Here is a 15,119-nt window from a genome sequence, read left to right on the forward strand (position 1 = left end):
TATGAAAATCACAGAACTATTGGATGTTCGTGCGATTGACTTAAATGTTTCAGTTGCTAGTAAAGATGAAGCAATTGATCACTTAGTTGATCTTATGGACAAGTCAGGTAAGATTTCAGATAAAGCTGCTTATAAGAAAGGTATTCTTGCCCGTGAAGCACAGACTTCAACAGGCATTGGTGAAGGCATTGCTATTCCACATGCTCAGGTTGCAGCAGTAAAAAAAGCTGGACTTGCTTCAATGACAGTACCTGCAGGTGTTGATTATGATTCTTTAGATGGTCAGCCTGCTAAATTATTCTTCATGATTGCTGCACCAGAAGGTGCTGGTAATGTGCATTTACAGGCACTTGCAAAGTTATCAATGCTTTTAATGAATGAAGAATTCAGAACAAGATTAATGGCTGCTAAAACACCTGAAGAATTCTTAAGCATCATTGATGATGAAGAAAGCAAGAGAGATGCTGAAGAAGCAGCAGAGAAGGCTAAAGAAGCCAAGCAGGCAACAGGCTATAAGGTCTTAGCTGTCACAGCATGTCCTACAGGTATTGCTCATACATTCATGGCGGCTGAAAATTTAACAAAAGCTGGGGAAGCTATGGGTTATCCACTTAAGGCTGAAACAAATGGCTCTGAAGGTGTTGGCAATGCTTTAACAGCTGAAGAAATTGCTGCAGCTGATGGTATTATTATTGCAGCTGACAAGAATGTCGAAATGGCACGTTTTGACGGTAAGCCTTTAATTTCCGTACCTGTTACTGAAGGAATCAGACATCCTGAAGAATTAATCAACAAGATCAGAAATGGTCAGGCTCCAATCTATCATGCTGAAGAAGGTGCAAGTGCCTCAACAGGTTCTTCTACAGCTCAGGGCTTCTATAAGCACTTAATGAATGGTGTATCACATATGCTTCCATTCGTTGTTGCTGGTGGTATATTAATTGCCATTGCCTTCTTAGTTGATGATAAGAATGCTGGTGCAAACTTCGGTTCATCTACACCGTTAGCTGCCTGGTTCAAGGCTATTGGTGGTGTTGCCTTTGATATGATGTTACCAATCTTATCTGGTTTTATTGCAATGTCTATCGCTGATAGACCAGGTCTTGCAGTTGGTTTCGTTGGTGGCTTACTTGCGAAGAGCGGTGCCACATTTGCTGATCCATTCGCTACAAAGATTTCTGCTACTCCAGGTTTCTTGGGTGCACTTCTTTATGGCTTTGTTGCTGGCTGGATTATTCTCTTATTAAAGAAAGCTTTAAAAGGCTTACCTAAGTCACTTGAAGGCGTTAAGCCAATCCTTCTCTATCCATTATTGGGTGTTGCCTTAATGGGTGTATTTGCTTCAGCTGTTAACCCAATTATGGGTATCATCAATGGTGGTTTAACATCATTCTTAAATGGTTTAGGTCAGTATGGTATTATTCTTGGTATTGTTGCTGGTGGTATGATGTCTATTGATATGGGTGGTCCTTTCAACAAGGCTGCTTATGTTACAGCTACAGGCTTACTTGCTTCAGGCAACTATACATTAATGGCATCAGTTATGGCTGGTGGTATGGTTCCACCTCTTGTTATCGCTTTATCAACAACATTCTTTAAAGATAAATGGACTGAAGAAGAACGTAATGCTGGTTTAGTAAACTATGTTATGGGCTTATCATTCATTTCAGAAGGCGCTATTCCATTTGCGGCTAATGACCCAGTTCATGTTATTCCTTCATGTGTTCTTGGTTCAGCAATTGCTGGTGGTTTATCAATGGCTTTCAATTGTACATTAAGAGCACCACATGGTGGTATCTTCGTTATTGCTACAATTGGTAACTGGCCAATGTATCTTGCATCTATCGCTATTGGTTCAATCGTTGGTGCAGTTGTTCTTTCATTCTGGAAGAAACCTTTAGAAAAATAATCATGAGAAGTGTCTTCGGGCACTTCTTTTTTTCTAGACAAGTTCTATGAAATCTATACAATAAGCCTAGGGAGGGACTTATGCATAAACATACATATCGTAATAGCTATCTGGCTTATTTTCTAGTTTATAATTTTTATTATCTTTCATGGGCGATGTTTTCATGCCTGATTTCGGTTTATTTAATGGGGAAGGGCTATAAGGCAGCTGATGTTTCATTGGTTGTATCGATTTCTTATTTGACTTCACTTATTGCCCAGCCATTTGTGGGAGAGCTGAGTGACCGTTATTCAGTGAAGAAGGTCAATGTCATATCATTAATTCTCGCCATGATTGGTTCAGCACTCTTTGTCTTTTCGCAAAACCTGATCCTTATTACCATTAACTACGCTCTTGTTTTAACGGTTATGAACAGTATTTGCCCGGCAATGGAGAAGATTGCAACAGCTTCACCTTATCGCTATGGCAAGATTCGTATATGGGGAACAATCGGCTATGCGATTGGTACCCAGATGGCTGGCTTGCTTTATGATTTCATTGCCCCTAGTGCCATCTTCGTGGCTTGTATCATCACGATTGCTTTAGCCATTGTTGGCTTACTTGGAACACATCCTCATATTGATACGGTTGCTAATGCGGATCATGATGTACGTACGAGGGATTTATTTGTTAATAAGAAATATCTTATCTATCTTATTATTACGGGCTTGTTCTTTGGGGTAAGCTCACTTGGTAATACTTATATTCCATCAATGCTGACACATGATGGACTTTCGACATCCTTTGCTTCGACATTGTTAAGCGTAGCGGTTGTCTGTGAAGCACCATTAGTATTCTTCTCATATACATTTATGGACAAGCTTTCCAACAAGACGCTGATTGTCATAGCCTATATCATGATGCTGATGCAATATGGCATCTACGCCTTTGACACAACATTATCATTAAAAGTCATTGCCACATTTATTGGCAAGCATCCAGCGGGAATGTTATTAACAATGATTAATCTTAAGGTTGTCTTTACCATTGTTGATAAGCACCAGCAAATCACAGCCCTGGCTTTTATTCAGACAATGCGCAATCTCTCATCAATTGTCTTTACGAATATTGGTGGTCATCTTCTTGATGCTACAAGCTATACCACAATGTATCGTGTTTGCTTAATGATATTAATCATTGGAATGATTATTGTCATCTTTTATCGTATTCCTAGTGGAAAAAACACAAGACTCTTTAGAAAGGTATAAAGCAATCTTTATACCTTTTTCTTATGGATAATGAGAAAAAGAGTTGTAATTTTGTTGAAAAAGCCTATAATAAATAGGCATTTATTATTGTATGAACATTAATACAATAATGAAAAAATTTGTTTAGGAGTTTATTTATGAAAGAAAGAAGTAAATTTTCCGGGAAGCTTGGATTTGTCTTAGCAGCTGCAGGGAGTGCTGTTGGCCTAGGGAATATCTGGCGCTTTCCTTATCTTGCTGCCAAGTATGGTGGAGGTATTTTCTTGTTGATTTATCTCATTCTTGTCTCAACGTTTGGCTATGCAATGATTATGAGTGAATCAGCCATTGGTCGTATGACAAGGAAATCACCTGTTGGTGCCTTCCAGTTCTTTGGCAAAAGCCTGCCCTTAAAATTTGGTGGCTGGATTAATGCCATTATTCCAATGCTGATTGTGCCTTACTATTCTGTTATTGGGGGCTGGGTCTGTAAGTATCTCTATGAATATGCTGTAGGGCATGTTCATCAGGTGGCAAGTGATACTTATTTTTCTACATTTATTAAAGATGGCTGGAATGTTGAATTATTCTTTATCATCTTCTGTTTGATCACATTAGTGATTATCTTTGGTGGTGTACAGAATGGTATTGAGAAAGTGTCTAAGATCATGATGCCCGTTCTTGTATTGTTAGCTGTTATTGTTGCTGTCTATTCCGTTACGCGTCCTGGAGCATTAGCCGGTGTGAAGTACTTTTTGATTCCTAATTTTAAGAACTTTTCACTCATGACGCTTGTTACAGCAATGGGACAGATGTTCTATTCCTTATCCATTGCGATGGGTATTTTGATTACTTTTGGTAGCTATATGAAAAAGGAATTTGATATTGAATCAGCAACATCCAATGTGGAAGTCTTTGATACAGTCATTGCGATTCTTGCCGGCTTAATGATTATTCCTGCAGTCTTTGCCTTCTCGAATGGAAATGCCAAGGCATTAGGGGCAGGTCCTTCGCTCATGTTTATTACCTTGCCAAAAGTCTTTGACTCCATGGGAGCAGGAGGATTCGCTGGTGTCGCATTCTTCTTACTTGTCTTGCTTGCTGCCTTGACGTCTTCAATTGCCTTGACGGAGTCTGCTGTATCCACATTTGAAGATGAATTAGGCTGGGACCGTAAGAAATCAACAGTCTTAATGGGTGTCATTATGATCGCTTTAGGTACGCTTTCATCACTTGGCTTTGGTCCATTGCATTTTATCAGTATTCTTGGTATGGATTTCTTAGATTTCTTTGACTTCCTGACGAATTCTGTGATGATGCCTATAGCTGCATTATCTATATGCTTCTTGGTGACAAGAGTTATTGGTATTGAAAAGATCAGTGCTGAAATAGAACACTCATCAAAGTTTAAGAGAAAGAAGATTTATGTCTTGATGATGAAATATATTGCGCCTATCTTTATTATCGTTATTTTGATTAGTTCAGTATTAAATGTCTTAGGTATAATTTCAATGTAAAAAGTATGGCTTAACAACCATACTTTTTCTATTCTTTCATATGTACTCCAAGTAATCCAACTAGAAGAACAGCCTGCTCTTCATTAATGATTGCACCGCGTAGATCCTGCAGGTTAATACGAATACCTTCAATCGCACAGCTTGACACATCAATATCGTTAAGTGAAGAATGAAGAAATTCACTTCTTCTTAATTGACAATCTGAGAATTCTGTATTTTTGAAAGTGCATTCGCTTAGATAGGCTTCGGATAGATCACATGCTTCAAAGCTCACAGTGCGCAGCTGTGTTCTTGCAAGATTCATATAATTTTCTTTACAGTTCTCAAAGGCTACATATTCTAGTAAGCAGTTGTCAAAAGCTGTACCAATCATCTTACAATCAATAAATGTACAACGCCTTAATAGCGTATTGTCAAAGGATATATTGGAGAGATCACAATTGACAAAGACAACTTCAATAAAATGACAATTGTGAAACTGATCATTGCTGAGATTCATCTTAGTAAGAATACAATGGGTAAAATCAGTTGCATCTATTTCCAGGTAATCAAAGTCATCATCGTCAAAAGCAACATTTTGCATAGTCTCCTGGCTTTTAAAGAGACTATAGGAAGGTGTGAGTTTTTCGGTAATCAAATATTTGTTCATAAACTTATTATAATATAGTCAGAAAGAGATGAAAATAGTGATTATTAAGTTTGACATGACTAACATTTTGTGGTATATTCTAATCAGTTAGTAAATGCTAACTATAACCTCTCATAAAATTACACATACACTTGAATGAATAGAGCTACCCTGGCTCTGTTTTTTCTTTTACCACAAGAAAAAAGGTGTTGACGTGAATAGGTGAAAATGGTATATTATACGAGCAGTCAGTTGATGGGCCTGTAGCTCAGTTGGTTAGAGCGCACCCCTGATAAGGGTGAGGTCGATGGTTCAAATCCATTCAGGCCCACCATTTCTTTTATAACATGGGGCTTTAGCTCAGCTGGGAGAGCGCCTGCTTTGCACGCAGGAGGTCAGCGGTTCGATCCCGCTAAGCTCCACCATAAAGAATGTGAGGAAGTACGAAGTGCTTCTTTTTTTATTATTTATGGGATTAAAAAACTTATATTTCTTATTGACGGATGAATGTCCTGGTGGTATATTATACGAGCAGTCTTAAAGACGGGCCTGTAGCTCAGTTGGTTAGAGCGCACCCCTGATAAGGGTGAGGTCGATGGTTCAAATCCATTCAGGCCCACCATTAATTGATGCGAGAAATGGGCCTGTAGCTCAGTTGGTTAGAGCGCACCCCTGATAAGGGTGAGGTCGATGGTTCAAATCCATTCAGGCCCACCATTTCTTTTATAACATGGGGCTTTAGCTCAGCTGGGAGAGCGCCTGCTTTGCACGCAGGAGGTCAGCGGTTCGATCCCGCTAAGCTCCACCATAAAGAATGTGAGGAAGTACGAAGTGCTTCTTTTTTTAATATCTGGAGGTGGCTTATGATTTTTGTGTCATTATTCTTATTCTTTGTCTTTTTGAGCTTATTGTTTGCACTCGTAAAAGGCATTATTCGTATTACTCTTGGCTTGCTTTTCTCACCTCTATTGTTGTTATTTGTAATCTTTATTATCTATGCATTAGTTTCATAAAAAGGCTTAGGATTTTTTTCCTAAGCCTTTTTAAATAGATCTGTTTGTCCCATTAGTTCACTTGCATGAGCAATGCAATCATCATTTTGGACAAGAGCCATTCTGACAAATCCTTTGCCATGTTTTCCAAATGCTGAGCCTGGGACGACAAGTACACCCGTCTTGTTGAAGAGATCATAGGTAAATTGTTCATCATCTTGATGATAATGGTCAGGTATTTTTGCCCAGACAAACATGGATCCCTTAGGAACATCAATATCCCAGCCGATTTCCTTGAATCTTTCAAGCAAGAAGTCACGGCGATGACGATAGGCTTCTCTTGTTGTTTCAACGCATGACTGATCGCTTGTGATAGCAGTGATTGCTGCTTTTTGAATAGGAATGAACATGCCGTAATCGAGATTGGATTTGAGTGTTTTAATGAGGCTGATAATCTCTGCATTACCAATCGCAAAGCCCACTCGTGCTCCAGCCATGCCATAAGTCTTTGATAATGAGTTGAATTCAATACCAATATCCTTAGCACCTTCATATTCTAGAAAACTATGACCAACCCCTTCAAACAATAATTCACTATAGGCATTATCATGAAGAACGAGAATATCATACTTTTTCGCAAAGGCAATAAGCTTGTGATAAAAGTCTTCATTAGCAATTGCACATGTTGGGTTATTAGGATAGGAAACAATCATGAGCTTAGCTTTTTTGGCATCATCAGGATTGATGGCATCAAAGTCAATGAGATAGTCGTTTTCTTTAAGCAAAGGCATGTAGACAACTTTTGCGCCTGCTAAGAGCGGTCCATCTCTGAAAATAGGATAACATGGATCTGGTACGAGAATGACATCACCATCATCAACAAGCGTCATAGCCAGATGGGATAAGCCTTCCTGTGAGCCGAGTAAGCTTGTCATTTCACTTTTACCATCGATGTCAACGTGATAACGACGTTTATACCATTGTTGTACGGCATCCTGTAATTCAGGCAAGTCAGTAATCGCATAGATATAGTTTTTGGGATTGCTTGCTTCCTTACTTAAGGTATCTAGAATGGCCTGGTGAGGTGGGATGTTTGGAGCCCCGATGCTTAGATCAATGACCTCTTTACCTTCTTTTAGTCTTTTAGTACGCATATGAGCGAGTGTGGTGAAAATACTTTCACCAAATAGATTCATTCGATTTGATTTATACACACATTTCACTTCCTCTTCTTTTATTTCATTATTATCTTGCAATTATCATAAAAAAGCAAAATAAAATTTATTAAATAATTCGGATAATGGTATTTTTATTGGAAACAATTTAAGAATTTGATAAAATTTATGTATCTATTTTTAAGGAGGACATGTTATGCGTGTATTAATAGTTTCATCAAATAGCCATCTTCAATCGCATCTCACACAAGAAATAAAAGTCTTCCTCCCTGAAACAGTCGTTGATTGTTTCAGTCACTTATCATCCTATCAAAGAAGTGAAATGAACTACCACCTTGCATTTCTTGATTTAGCGGATGATGAAGAACTCTTCTTTGCCTGCCGATTATTGAAAGTAGGCGGGACAAAGAGCGTTATTATAAGAAAAGGATGTTTCTCCAATCTCTATCGGACATGGGAAGCCGATTATTTTCTTAATCCTGACCTTGATCTTTATGAATTGCGTCATATTCTTGCTGCAGTCAATAACAAGCTGTTGCATGCTGTTCCTTTATCTACAGCCCTAGGTAAAGTGAAGATTAATCCGCGAAGCATTATTGAGATTGTGAAACATGATGGCCAATCTACTTTCTATACTACAAATAACCATCTAGATGTCAGTACCCATCACTTAAATAAATTCTTACAGACCAATCCCTGTATTGTATTGCGTGTTAATCGCAGTCAATATATTAATTTGCATTATATTGAAAGAAGAAAGGGGAGAACGCTTTATCTCTATAATGGACATATTGCGAAAATTTCCAACAAGTTTATTCAAGAAAACATATTCTTTTTAGATGTGTATAAGAATTGACATTGTCAAAAGCCATATTACATGGTAATATACTCGTGTCATACGACTGACGGAAGTGGAGTTTACCACAGGGAGTATTGATTGTTGAAGAGCCGACCGTCTGGGCCACCCCCAGGACGATTGAGCTCTTTTTTTGGTTTTAACGAAAGTGTTTAGTCGTTCTATAGAATTGTATTATAATGGGAATGAAAAAAGGATAGGTGAGATTATGTTAACAGATGTTGAAATTGCACAAAGTACAGAAATGGAAAACATTAAAGATGTCGCAAGTCGTATTGGTCTTAGTGAAGATGACTTAGAACTCTATGGTAAGTATAAAGCTAAGATTTCCCTGGATACTATTAAAAAAGTTGAAAATAATAAAGATGGTAAACTGATTCTTGTGACAGCAATTAATCCAACACCTGCTGGTGAAGGTAAGACAACAACAATGATTGGTTTATCACAGGCCATGCATTTACTCAACAAGAAGTCAATTGTTGCCATGCGTGAGCCTAGCTTAGGTCCTTGCTTTGGTATTAAAGGTGGGGCAGCTGGGGGAGGATATGCCCAGGTTGTACCAATGGAAGATATCAATTTGCACTTTACTGGTGATATTCATGCCATTACGACAGCTAATAACTTAATTGCCGCGATGCTTGATAATTCTATCCAGCAAGGCAATCTCCTCAATATTGATACAAGACAGATTGTCTGGAAACGTTGTGTGGATTTAAATGACCGTGCTTTAAGACATATTGTTGTTGGTCTGGGTGGTAAGGCTAATGGTGTTCCTCGTGAAGATGGTTTCGATATCTCTGTTGCCAGTGAAGTCATGGGTGTGCTCTGTCTTGCAACAAGCCTTCATGATTTAAAGAGCCGTATTGCCCGCATGATTGTGGCTTATAATATGGATGGTGAACCAGTCACTGTTGATGACTTACATGCTACAGGTGCTGTTACACTGTTATTAAAAGATGCCATCAAGCCAAATCTTGTTCAGACTCTTGATCATACGCCAGTCTTTGTCCATGGTGGTCCATTCGCTAATATTGCTCATGGCTGTAATTCCGTCATGGCTACAAAGCTCGCTTTAAAGCTAGGTGATTATGCGATTACTGAAGCTGGTTTTGGGGCTGACTTAGGGGCTGAAAAATTCCTTGATATTAAGTGCCGTCAAGCTTCACTTCATCCTGATGCGGTTGTCATTGTTGCAACAATCAGAGCCTTAAAGATGCATGGTGGTGTGAATAAGAAGGACTTAGCTGAGGAAAATCTTGAAGCACTAGAAAAAGGTATTGAAAATTTAAAGAAACACATTGAAAACATTGGTAAGTTTGGTTTACCATCAGTAGTAGCCATCAATGCTTTCCCAACAGATACACATGCTGAACTAGAACTGTTGAAGCAGAAGGTTGAAGAAATGGGTGTTGAGGTTGCTATTTCAGAAGTATGGGCTAAAGGTGGAGAAGGCGGCATTGATCTTGCCAACAAGCTCTTAAACCTTCTTGAAACAAAAGAATCACATTATCATCCTATTTATGAACTTGACTGTTCCATTGAAGATAAACTGAGAACAATTGCACAGGAAATCTATGGGGCTGATGATATCATTCTGACAAAGAAAGTCATTAATAAAATCAAGAAATATACAGCCCAGGGTTTAGATCATTTACCAATCTGTATTGCCAAAACACAATACTCACTTTCTGATGATCCAACATTGCTTGGAAGACCTCATGGCTTTAAAGTCACAATTTCTGATCTTATTCCAAATACTGGTTCAGGTTTCTTAGTTGCGATTGCTGGTAGTATCATGCGTATGCCTGGTTTACCAAAGCAGCCAGCAGCTAATAATATGGATATTGATGAGAATGGAAAGATTGTTGGGCTATTCTAATCTGAAAGGACTTACGTTTTATGAAAGTAATTGATTTACTTGAAGGGCTGAATTATACGCTTGTTCAAGGATCACTTGATGGGGATGTTGAAGATATTGTCTTCGATTCCCGCAAAGCAAACAATACCAATCTCTTTATTGCCATGAAGGGGGCTAATGTCGATAGTCATCAATTTATCCCACAAGTTATTGAACAGGGCTGTAAAGTGATTGTTGTAGAAGAAGATGTAGATGTCACAAAGGATGTCACACTCATTAAGGTGGAAGCCTCACGCCAGGCGCTAGCCTATATGTCAGCTGCGCTCTTCCATCATCCTGCACGCGAAATGTGCGTCATTGGTATTACAGGTACAAAAGGTAAAACAACGACAGCACATATGATTTCTGCCATTCTTGAAGCAGCAGGAAAGCGTGTTGGAGTGATTGGGACAAGTGGCATTGAATATGCCGGTAAGGTTGAAAAGACTAATAATACAACACCAGAATCCTATGAATTACAACAGACATTTAGAAAAATGGTAGATGCTGGGGTTAAATATCTGGTGATGGAATGTTCTTCCCAGGGCTTTAAGATGCATCGTACTGATGGCATTGTATTTGATTATGGTTTATTCACAAATATTGAACCCGATCATATTGGTCCTCATGAACATAAAGACTTTAATGAATATAAATATTATAAGAGCCGTATCTTTGCCCAAAGCAAACAGGGCCTCATCAATATGGATGCTGATTATGCGGATGAGTTAAAGGATGGTGCAGCTTGCCCAATGACAACCTTTGCGATTGATCGTGATGCAACATATCGTGCAAGCAATATGCATTATGTGCGTGAAGCGGACTTTGTTGGAGTAGAATTCAATGTCACAGGACAATGCCATCTAGATGTCAAGCTTGCCCTGCCTGGCAAATACAATGTCTATAATGCGCTATGTGCCATTGCCTTATGTGACATGCTGGGAATTGATGAAAATGCGATTCTTGAAGCATTGAAGAAAGTGGCAGTTGCTGGACGTATGGAAATTGCCTTTAGTAATAAAGACATGACTGTTATTGTCGACTATGCCCATAATGCCTTAGCGATGGAATCACTTCTTGATACACTCAGACAATATCAGCCTCATCGACTTGTGGTTGTCTTTGGCTGTGGTGGCAATCGTTCAAAAGAGAGACGTTATGGCATGGGAGAAGTGGCAGCTAAGAAGGCTGATTTTTCCATCCTGACTGCCGATAACTCACGTTTTGAAAAAACGACAGATATTATTCAAGATATCAAGAGTACGTTAGTACCTCTTGGTGGGCAATATATGGAAATTGATGATCGCTTAGAAGCGATTGAATATGCATTAAGTCATCATGAAAAAGGTGACATGATTGCGATTATTGGTAAGGGTAATGAAGATTATAACGATGTAAATGGTGTCAAAACACACTTTTCAGATAGAGAAGCTGTTGACGAAGCTGTCAAGAAATATCACTTGGAAAATTCATAGGGGGTAAACGAATGAAAGCTGCAGTGATTATGGGATCTGCAAGTGATGCATCCAAGGTAGAAGGATGTATCCAGATTCTCAAAGATTTTGGTGTTGAAGTCAGTGTGAGAGCACTATCAGCACATCGTGCTCATGAGGCATTAAGCCAGTTTGTAGAAGAATGCAATAATGACGGTACAGAAGTCATTATAACTGCCGCAGGTATGGCAGCAGCCCTGCCAGGGGTTGTCGCAAGCCAGACAGTATTGCCTGTTATTGGTGTGCCAATTGCAGGAAGCAATTTAGATGGGATGGATGCTTTATTATCAATTGTTCAGATGCCAAGCGGTATCCCTGTGGCAACAGTTGCGATTAATGGTGGTAAGAATGCAGCTTATTTAGCTTTACAGATTATGGCGAATAAGCATGCAAGCCTTAAAGAACAATTGTTGGCACATCGCAAACAGATGAATGAAGCTTGTCTTAAGACAAATGAAGAAATTTCTAAAAAGTATTAATTTAACCAGGAGCCAAAAGGAGAGAGAAGACAATGGAAAAAGGTAAATTATTATATGATGGAAAAGCTAAACAGGTTTATGCGACTGACAAAGATGATGAAATCATCATGCACTACAAAGATGATGCAACTGCAGGTAATGGAGTAAAACATGATCAGTTTGCAGGCAAGGGTGTCTTAAACCATACCATTTCAGGTATTATCTTTGATATGTTGACTGAAGCTGGTATTAAGACACACTTAATCAAGAAGCTTGATGATCGTGATGACTTAGTCAAGAAAGTAGAAATCTTCCCATTAGAAGTTATTGTTCGTAATATTACAACAGGTTCTTTCTGTAAGCGTACAGGCTGCAAAGAAGGCTTAGTTTTAGATAAACCAATCTTTGAAATCTCATATAAGAATGATGAATATGGTGATCCATTAATCAATGAAGATCATGCACGTGCAATGGGCTTATGTACAGAAGAAGAATATGAAGAAATTAAGAAAGAAACATTAAAGATTAACGAACTCTTAAAAGAATTCTTCCTTTCATTAAATTTAAAGCTTGTTGACTTCAAGATTGAATTTGGTAAGGACAAGGATGGCAATATCTTATTAGCTGATGAAATTTCACCAGATTCATGCCGTTTATGGGATGTTAATACAAATCAGAAATATGACAAAGATGTCTTCAGACAGGATATTGGTGATCTTATTGAAACATATAAAGCAGTTTTAGCGAGAATGCAGAATAAATAGGAGAGACACATGGATTACAAAAAAGCAGGTGTTGATATTGAAGCTGGTTATCAATCAGTGGAATTAATGAAAAAATATGTCAAAGAAACAATGCGTCCAGAAGTCTTAGGTGGACTTGGTGGTTTTGCTGGTGCTTTTGATTTAAGCGCAATTAAAAACTACAAGAATCCTGTTCTTCTTTCTGGTACGGATGGCTGTGGAACAAAGGTTAAGTTAGCGTTCGTGATGGACAAGCATGATACAATTGGTATTGATGCAGTGGCTATGTGTGTCAACGATATTGCATGTGCTGGTGGTGAACCACTTTTCTTCCTCGACTACATTGCTTGTGGAAAGAATTATCCAGAAAAGATTGCCACAATTGTCAAGGGTGTTGCAGAAGGATGCAAACAGTCTGAATGTGCACTTATTGGTGGTGAAACAGCTGAACATCCAGGCTTAATGCCAGAAAATGATTATGATTTAGCTGGTTTTGCGGTTGGTGTTGTGGAAAAGGATGAAATCATTGATGGTTCAACTATTACTGAAGGGGATGTTCTTCTTGGCATTGCTTCAACAGGTGTACATTCTAATGGCTTCTCACTTGTCAGAAAAGTGTTTGATATGAGCGAGGAATCATTAAATACGTATTATGATGAACTTGGCAAGACACTTGGTGAAGCCTTATTAGCTCCAACACGCATTTATGTAAAAGGCTTAAAGGCTTTAAAGAACAATGGTATCAAGGTGAAGGGCTGCTCACATATTACGGGTGGTGGATTCTTTGAAAATGTTCCAAGAATGCTTCCTGAACATGCGCATGCCTACATTCATAAGGGCAGCTATGAAGTGCCTGCAATCTTTAAACTGATTGCGAAAAACGGTCAGGTTGAAGAAAACATGATGTACAATACTTTCAATATGGGTATTGGGATGGTGCTTGCTTTAAAGAAGGAAGATGTAGAAAAAGCACAGCAACTATTAGCACAAACGGGTGATCAGAGCTTTGTGATTGGAGAAATCAAACAGGGTGACAAGGGAGTCACTTTATGCTAAATATTGCGGTCTGTATCTCTGGAGGGGGTACAGACCTTCAAAGCGTCATTGATGCCTGTGAGAGAGGGGAAATCAATGGGGCGATTAAGCTTGTCATTTCCAATCGTAAAAATGCTTATGGTTTAACGCGTGCGAGAAATCATGGGATTAAAGCTGAAGTGATCCGTGATGAAGATGCTATCTTAGAAAGATTTGCCCAGGAGAAAATTGATCTCATTGTTTTAGCTGGCTATCTTGCTATTGTTGGGGAAAAAACCATTCAGACATATCGTAATCGCATTATCAATATTCATCCATCGCTTATTCCAAGTTTCTGTGGTCCGGGCATGTATGGCATGCATGTTCATAATGCTGTCTATAAGCGTGGGGTAAGATATTCTGGCTGTACGGTGCATTTTGTCACCGAAGATGTGGATGCAGGTCCAATCATTTTACAGCAGGCTGTTGATATTTATGATGTGAAGTCTCCTGAAGAAATTCAGGAAAGAGTTTTAGAAGAAGAACATAAGATTTTACCAAAAGCAGTGCAGTTATTCTGTGATGGTAAATTAAAAGTTGTTGATGAAAGGGTGGAAATCGAAGAATGAAACGTGCATTAGTCTCAGTAACTGATAAAACAGGGGTCGTTGATTTTGCGAAAGGATTAGAAGCATTGGGCTTTGAAGTTGTTTCAACAGGAGGCACATTGAAGGCGCTTAAAGATGGTGGTGTAAAGGCTATTGGTATTGAAGAAGTGACTGGTTTTCCAGAAATTCTTGATGGCAGAGTTAAAACACTGCATCCAAAAGTTCATGGCGGCTTGCTTTATAAACGTGATAATCCTGAACATGTCAAGACAATTGAAGAAATGGATATCCATCCTATTGATTTAGTATGTTGTAATCTTTATGCCTTTGATAAGGCTTTAGAGAAGGGTGCTGACTTACCTGAAATGGTTGAGAATATTGATATTGGTGGTCCTTCTATGATTCGTTCAGCAGCTAAGAATTTTAAGGATGTCTTGATTGTGACAGAACCAAATGATTATCAAGCAGTCTTAGATGCCATTAAGAATCACAATGATGATTTTAAATTGAGAATGTGTCTTGCCTATAAGGCATATAGTAAGACAGCTGCATATGATACAATGATTTCTCATTACTTTGAGACACAATTAGAAAAGTAGGTGA

At 38.7% G+C, this 15,119-nt stretch carries 14 protein-coding genes, 5 tRNA genes and 1 riboswitch; of the genes, 17 read left to right on the forward strand and 2 right to left on the reverse strand.

What is annotated here, in order from left to right; translation table 11 throughout:
• Position 1 precedes the first annotated feature (1 nt).
• From T529_RS0103455 to T529_RS0103465, 3 genes are all read left to right on the forward strand, one after another.
• Positions 2 to 1,909 (forward strand): PTS fructose transporter subunit IIABC, encoded by a 1,908-nt coding sequence (locus tag T529_RS0103455; RefSeq protein WP_033162229.1) that lies wholly within the window; start codon positions 2 to 4, stop codon positions 1,907 to 1,909.
• Positions 1,910 to 1,989: 80 nt separating this feature from the next.
• Positions 1,990 to 3,156 (forward strand): MFS transporter, encoded by a 1,167-nt coding sequence (locus tag T529_RS0103460; protein ID WP_033162230.1) that lies wholly within the window; start codon positions 1,990 to 1,992, stop codon positions 3,154 to 3,156.
• A 137-nt stretch (positions 3,157 to 3,293) separates the two neighbouring features.
• Entirely contained in the window at positions 3,294 to 4,652 is a 1,359-nt protein-coding gene (locus T529_RS0103465) for a sodium-dependent transporter (RefSeq protein ID WP_033162231.1), read from the forward strand.
• 28 nt (positions 4,653 to 4,680) lie between these two features.
• Here the strand turns inward: T529_RS0103465 and T529_RS0103470 are convergent, their stop codons facing one another.
• Entirely contained in the window at positions 4,681 to 5,235 is a 555-nt protein-coding gene (locus T529_RS0103470; RefSeq protein ID WP_051646832.1) for a pentapeptide repeat-containing protein, read from the reverse strand.
• Between the two features lie 302 nt (positions 5,236 to 5,537).
• On the opposite strand from T529_RS0103470, the gene T529_RS0103475 reads away from it, so the two are divergent.
• The 6 genes from T529_RS0103475 to T529_RS13045 all read left to right on the forward strand — a co-directional run bounded on the left by T529_RS0103475 (position 5,538) and on the right by T529_RS13045 (position 6,293).
• Positions 5,538 to 5,614, forward strand: a tRNA-Ile gene (locus T529_RS0103475).
• 15 nt (positions 5,615 to 5,629) lie between these two features.
• Positions 5,630 to 5,705 (forward strand) — tRNA-Ala (locus tag T529_RS0103480).
• 120 nt (positions 5,706 to 5,825) lie between these two features.
• Positions 5,826 to 5,902: transfer RNA gene (locus tag T529_RS0103485), tRNA-Ile, on the forward strand.
• Positions 5,903 to 5,920: 18 nt separating this feature from the next.
• A tRNA-Ile gene (locus tag T529_RS0103490) sits at positions 5,921 to 5,997 on the forward strand.
• A 15-nt stretch (positions 5,998 to 6,012) separates the two neighbouring features.
• Positions 6,013 to 6,088 (forward strand) — tRNA-Ala (locus tag T529_RS0103495).
• Between the two features lie 55 nt (positions 6,089 to 6,143).
• Positions 6,144 to 6,293: a hypothetical protein gene (locus tag T529_RS13045; RefSeq protein ID WP_156032147.1), complete on the forward strand. Its 150-nt coding sequence runs from the start codon at positions 6,144 to 6,146 to the stop codon at positions 6,291 to 6,293.
• A gap of 20 nt (positions 6,294 to 6,313) precedes the next feature.
• On the opposite strand, the gene T529_RS0103500 is transcribed toward T529_RS13045, so the two are convergent.
• The gene (locus T529_RS0103500) at positions 6,314 to 7,468 is read right to left on the reverse strand and encodes an aminotransferase class I/II-fold pyridoxal phosphate-dependent enzyme (protein ID WP_033162232.1); all 1,155 of its coding nucleotides are present in this window, start codon (positions 7,466 to 7,468) and stop codon (positions 6,314 to 6,316) included.
• Between the two features lie 175 nt (positions 7,469 to 7,643).
• Between T529_RS0103500 and T529_RS0103505 the strand changes: the two genes are divergently transcribed.
• From T529_RS0103505 to T529_RS0103540, 8 genes are all read left to right on the forward strand, one after another.
• Positions 7,644 to 8,303: a LytTR family transcriptional regulator DNA-binding domain-containing protein gene (locus T529_RS0103505; RefSeq protein ID WP_033162233.1), complete on the forward strand. Its 660-nt coding sequence runs from the start codon at positions 7,644 to 7,646 to the stop codon at positions 8,301 to 8,303.
• A 32-nt stretch (positions 8,304 to 8,335) separates the two neighbouring features.
• Positions 8,336 to 8,416, forward strand: a riboswitch (ZMP/ZTP riboswitch).
• A gap of 95 nt (positions 8,417 to 8,511) precedes the next feature.
• Positions 8,512 to 10,182 (forward strand): formate--tetrahydrofolate ligase, encoded by a 1,671-nt coding sequence (locus T529_RS0103510; RefSeq protein ID WP_033162234.1) that lies wholly within the window; start codon positions 8,512 to 8,514, stop codon positions 10,180 to 10,182.
• A gap of 20 nt (positions 10,183 to 10,202) precedes the next feature.
• Positions 10,203 to 11,675, forward strand: a complete 1,473-nt coding sequence (locus tag T529_RS0103515) for a UDP-N-acetylmuramoyl-L-alanyl-D-glutamate--2,6-diaminopimelate ligase (protein WP_033162235.1) — start codon at positions 10,203 to 10,205, stop codon at positions 11,673 to 11,675.
• 11 nt (positions 11,676 to 11,686) lie between these two features.
• On the forward strand, positions 11,687 to 12,172 hold the full coding sequence (gene purE / locus T529_RS0103520) for a 5-(carboxyamino)imidazole ribonucleotide mutase (protein ID WP_033162236.1): 486 nt from the start codon (positions 11,687 to 11,689) through the stop codon (positions 12,170 to 12,172).
• A 32-nt stretch (positions 12,173 to 12,204) separates the two neighbouring features.
• Entirely contained in the window at positions 12,205 to 12,915 is a 711-nt protein-coding gene (gene purC / locus T529_RS0103525) for a phosphoribosylaminoimidazolesuccinocarboxamide synthase (protein ID WP_033162237.1), read from the forward strand.
• Between the two features lie 9 nt (positions 12,916 to 12,924).
• Positions 12,925 to 13,950 carry a phosphoribosylformylglycinamidine cyclo-ligase gene (gene purM, locus T529_RS0103530; protein WP_033162238.1) on the forward strand — a complete coding sequence of 342 codons (1,026 nt, stop codon included), beginning with the start codon at positions 12,925 to 12,927 and terminating at the stop codon, positions 13,948 to 13,950.
• Positions 13,944 to 14,537 (forward strand): phosphoribosylglycinamide formyltransferase, encoded by a 594-nt coding sequence (purN, locus tag T529_RS0103535; RefSeq protein WP_033162239.1) that lies wholly within the window; start codon positions 13,944 to 13,946, stop codon positions 14,535 to 14,537. Before purM ends, purN begins: the two co-directional genes overlap by 7 nt.
• Positions 14,534 to 15,115 (forward strand): IMP cyclohydrolase, encoded by a 582-nt coding sequence (locus tag T529_RS0103540; protein ID WP_033162240.1) that lies wholly within the window; start codon positions 14,534 to 14,536, stop codon positions 15,113 to 15,115. The genes purN and T529_RS0103540 overlap by 4 nt, the downstream gene beginning before the upstream one ends.
• Positions 15,116 to 15,119: the final 4 nt, after the last annotated feature.

This window comes from Sharpea azabuensis DSM 18934 (genome assembly GCF_000702165.1).
GTDB lineage: Bacteria > Bacillota_I > Bacilli_A > Erysipelotrichales > Coprobacillaceae > Sharpea > Sharpea azabuensis.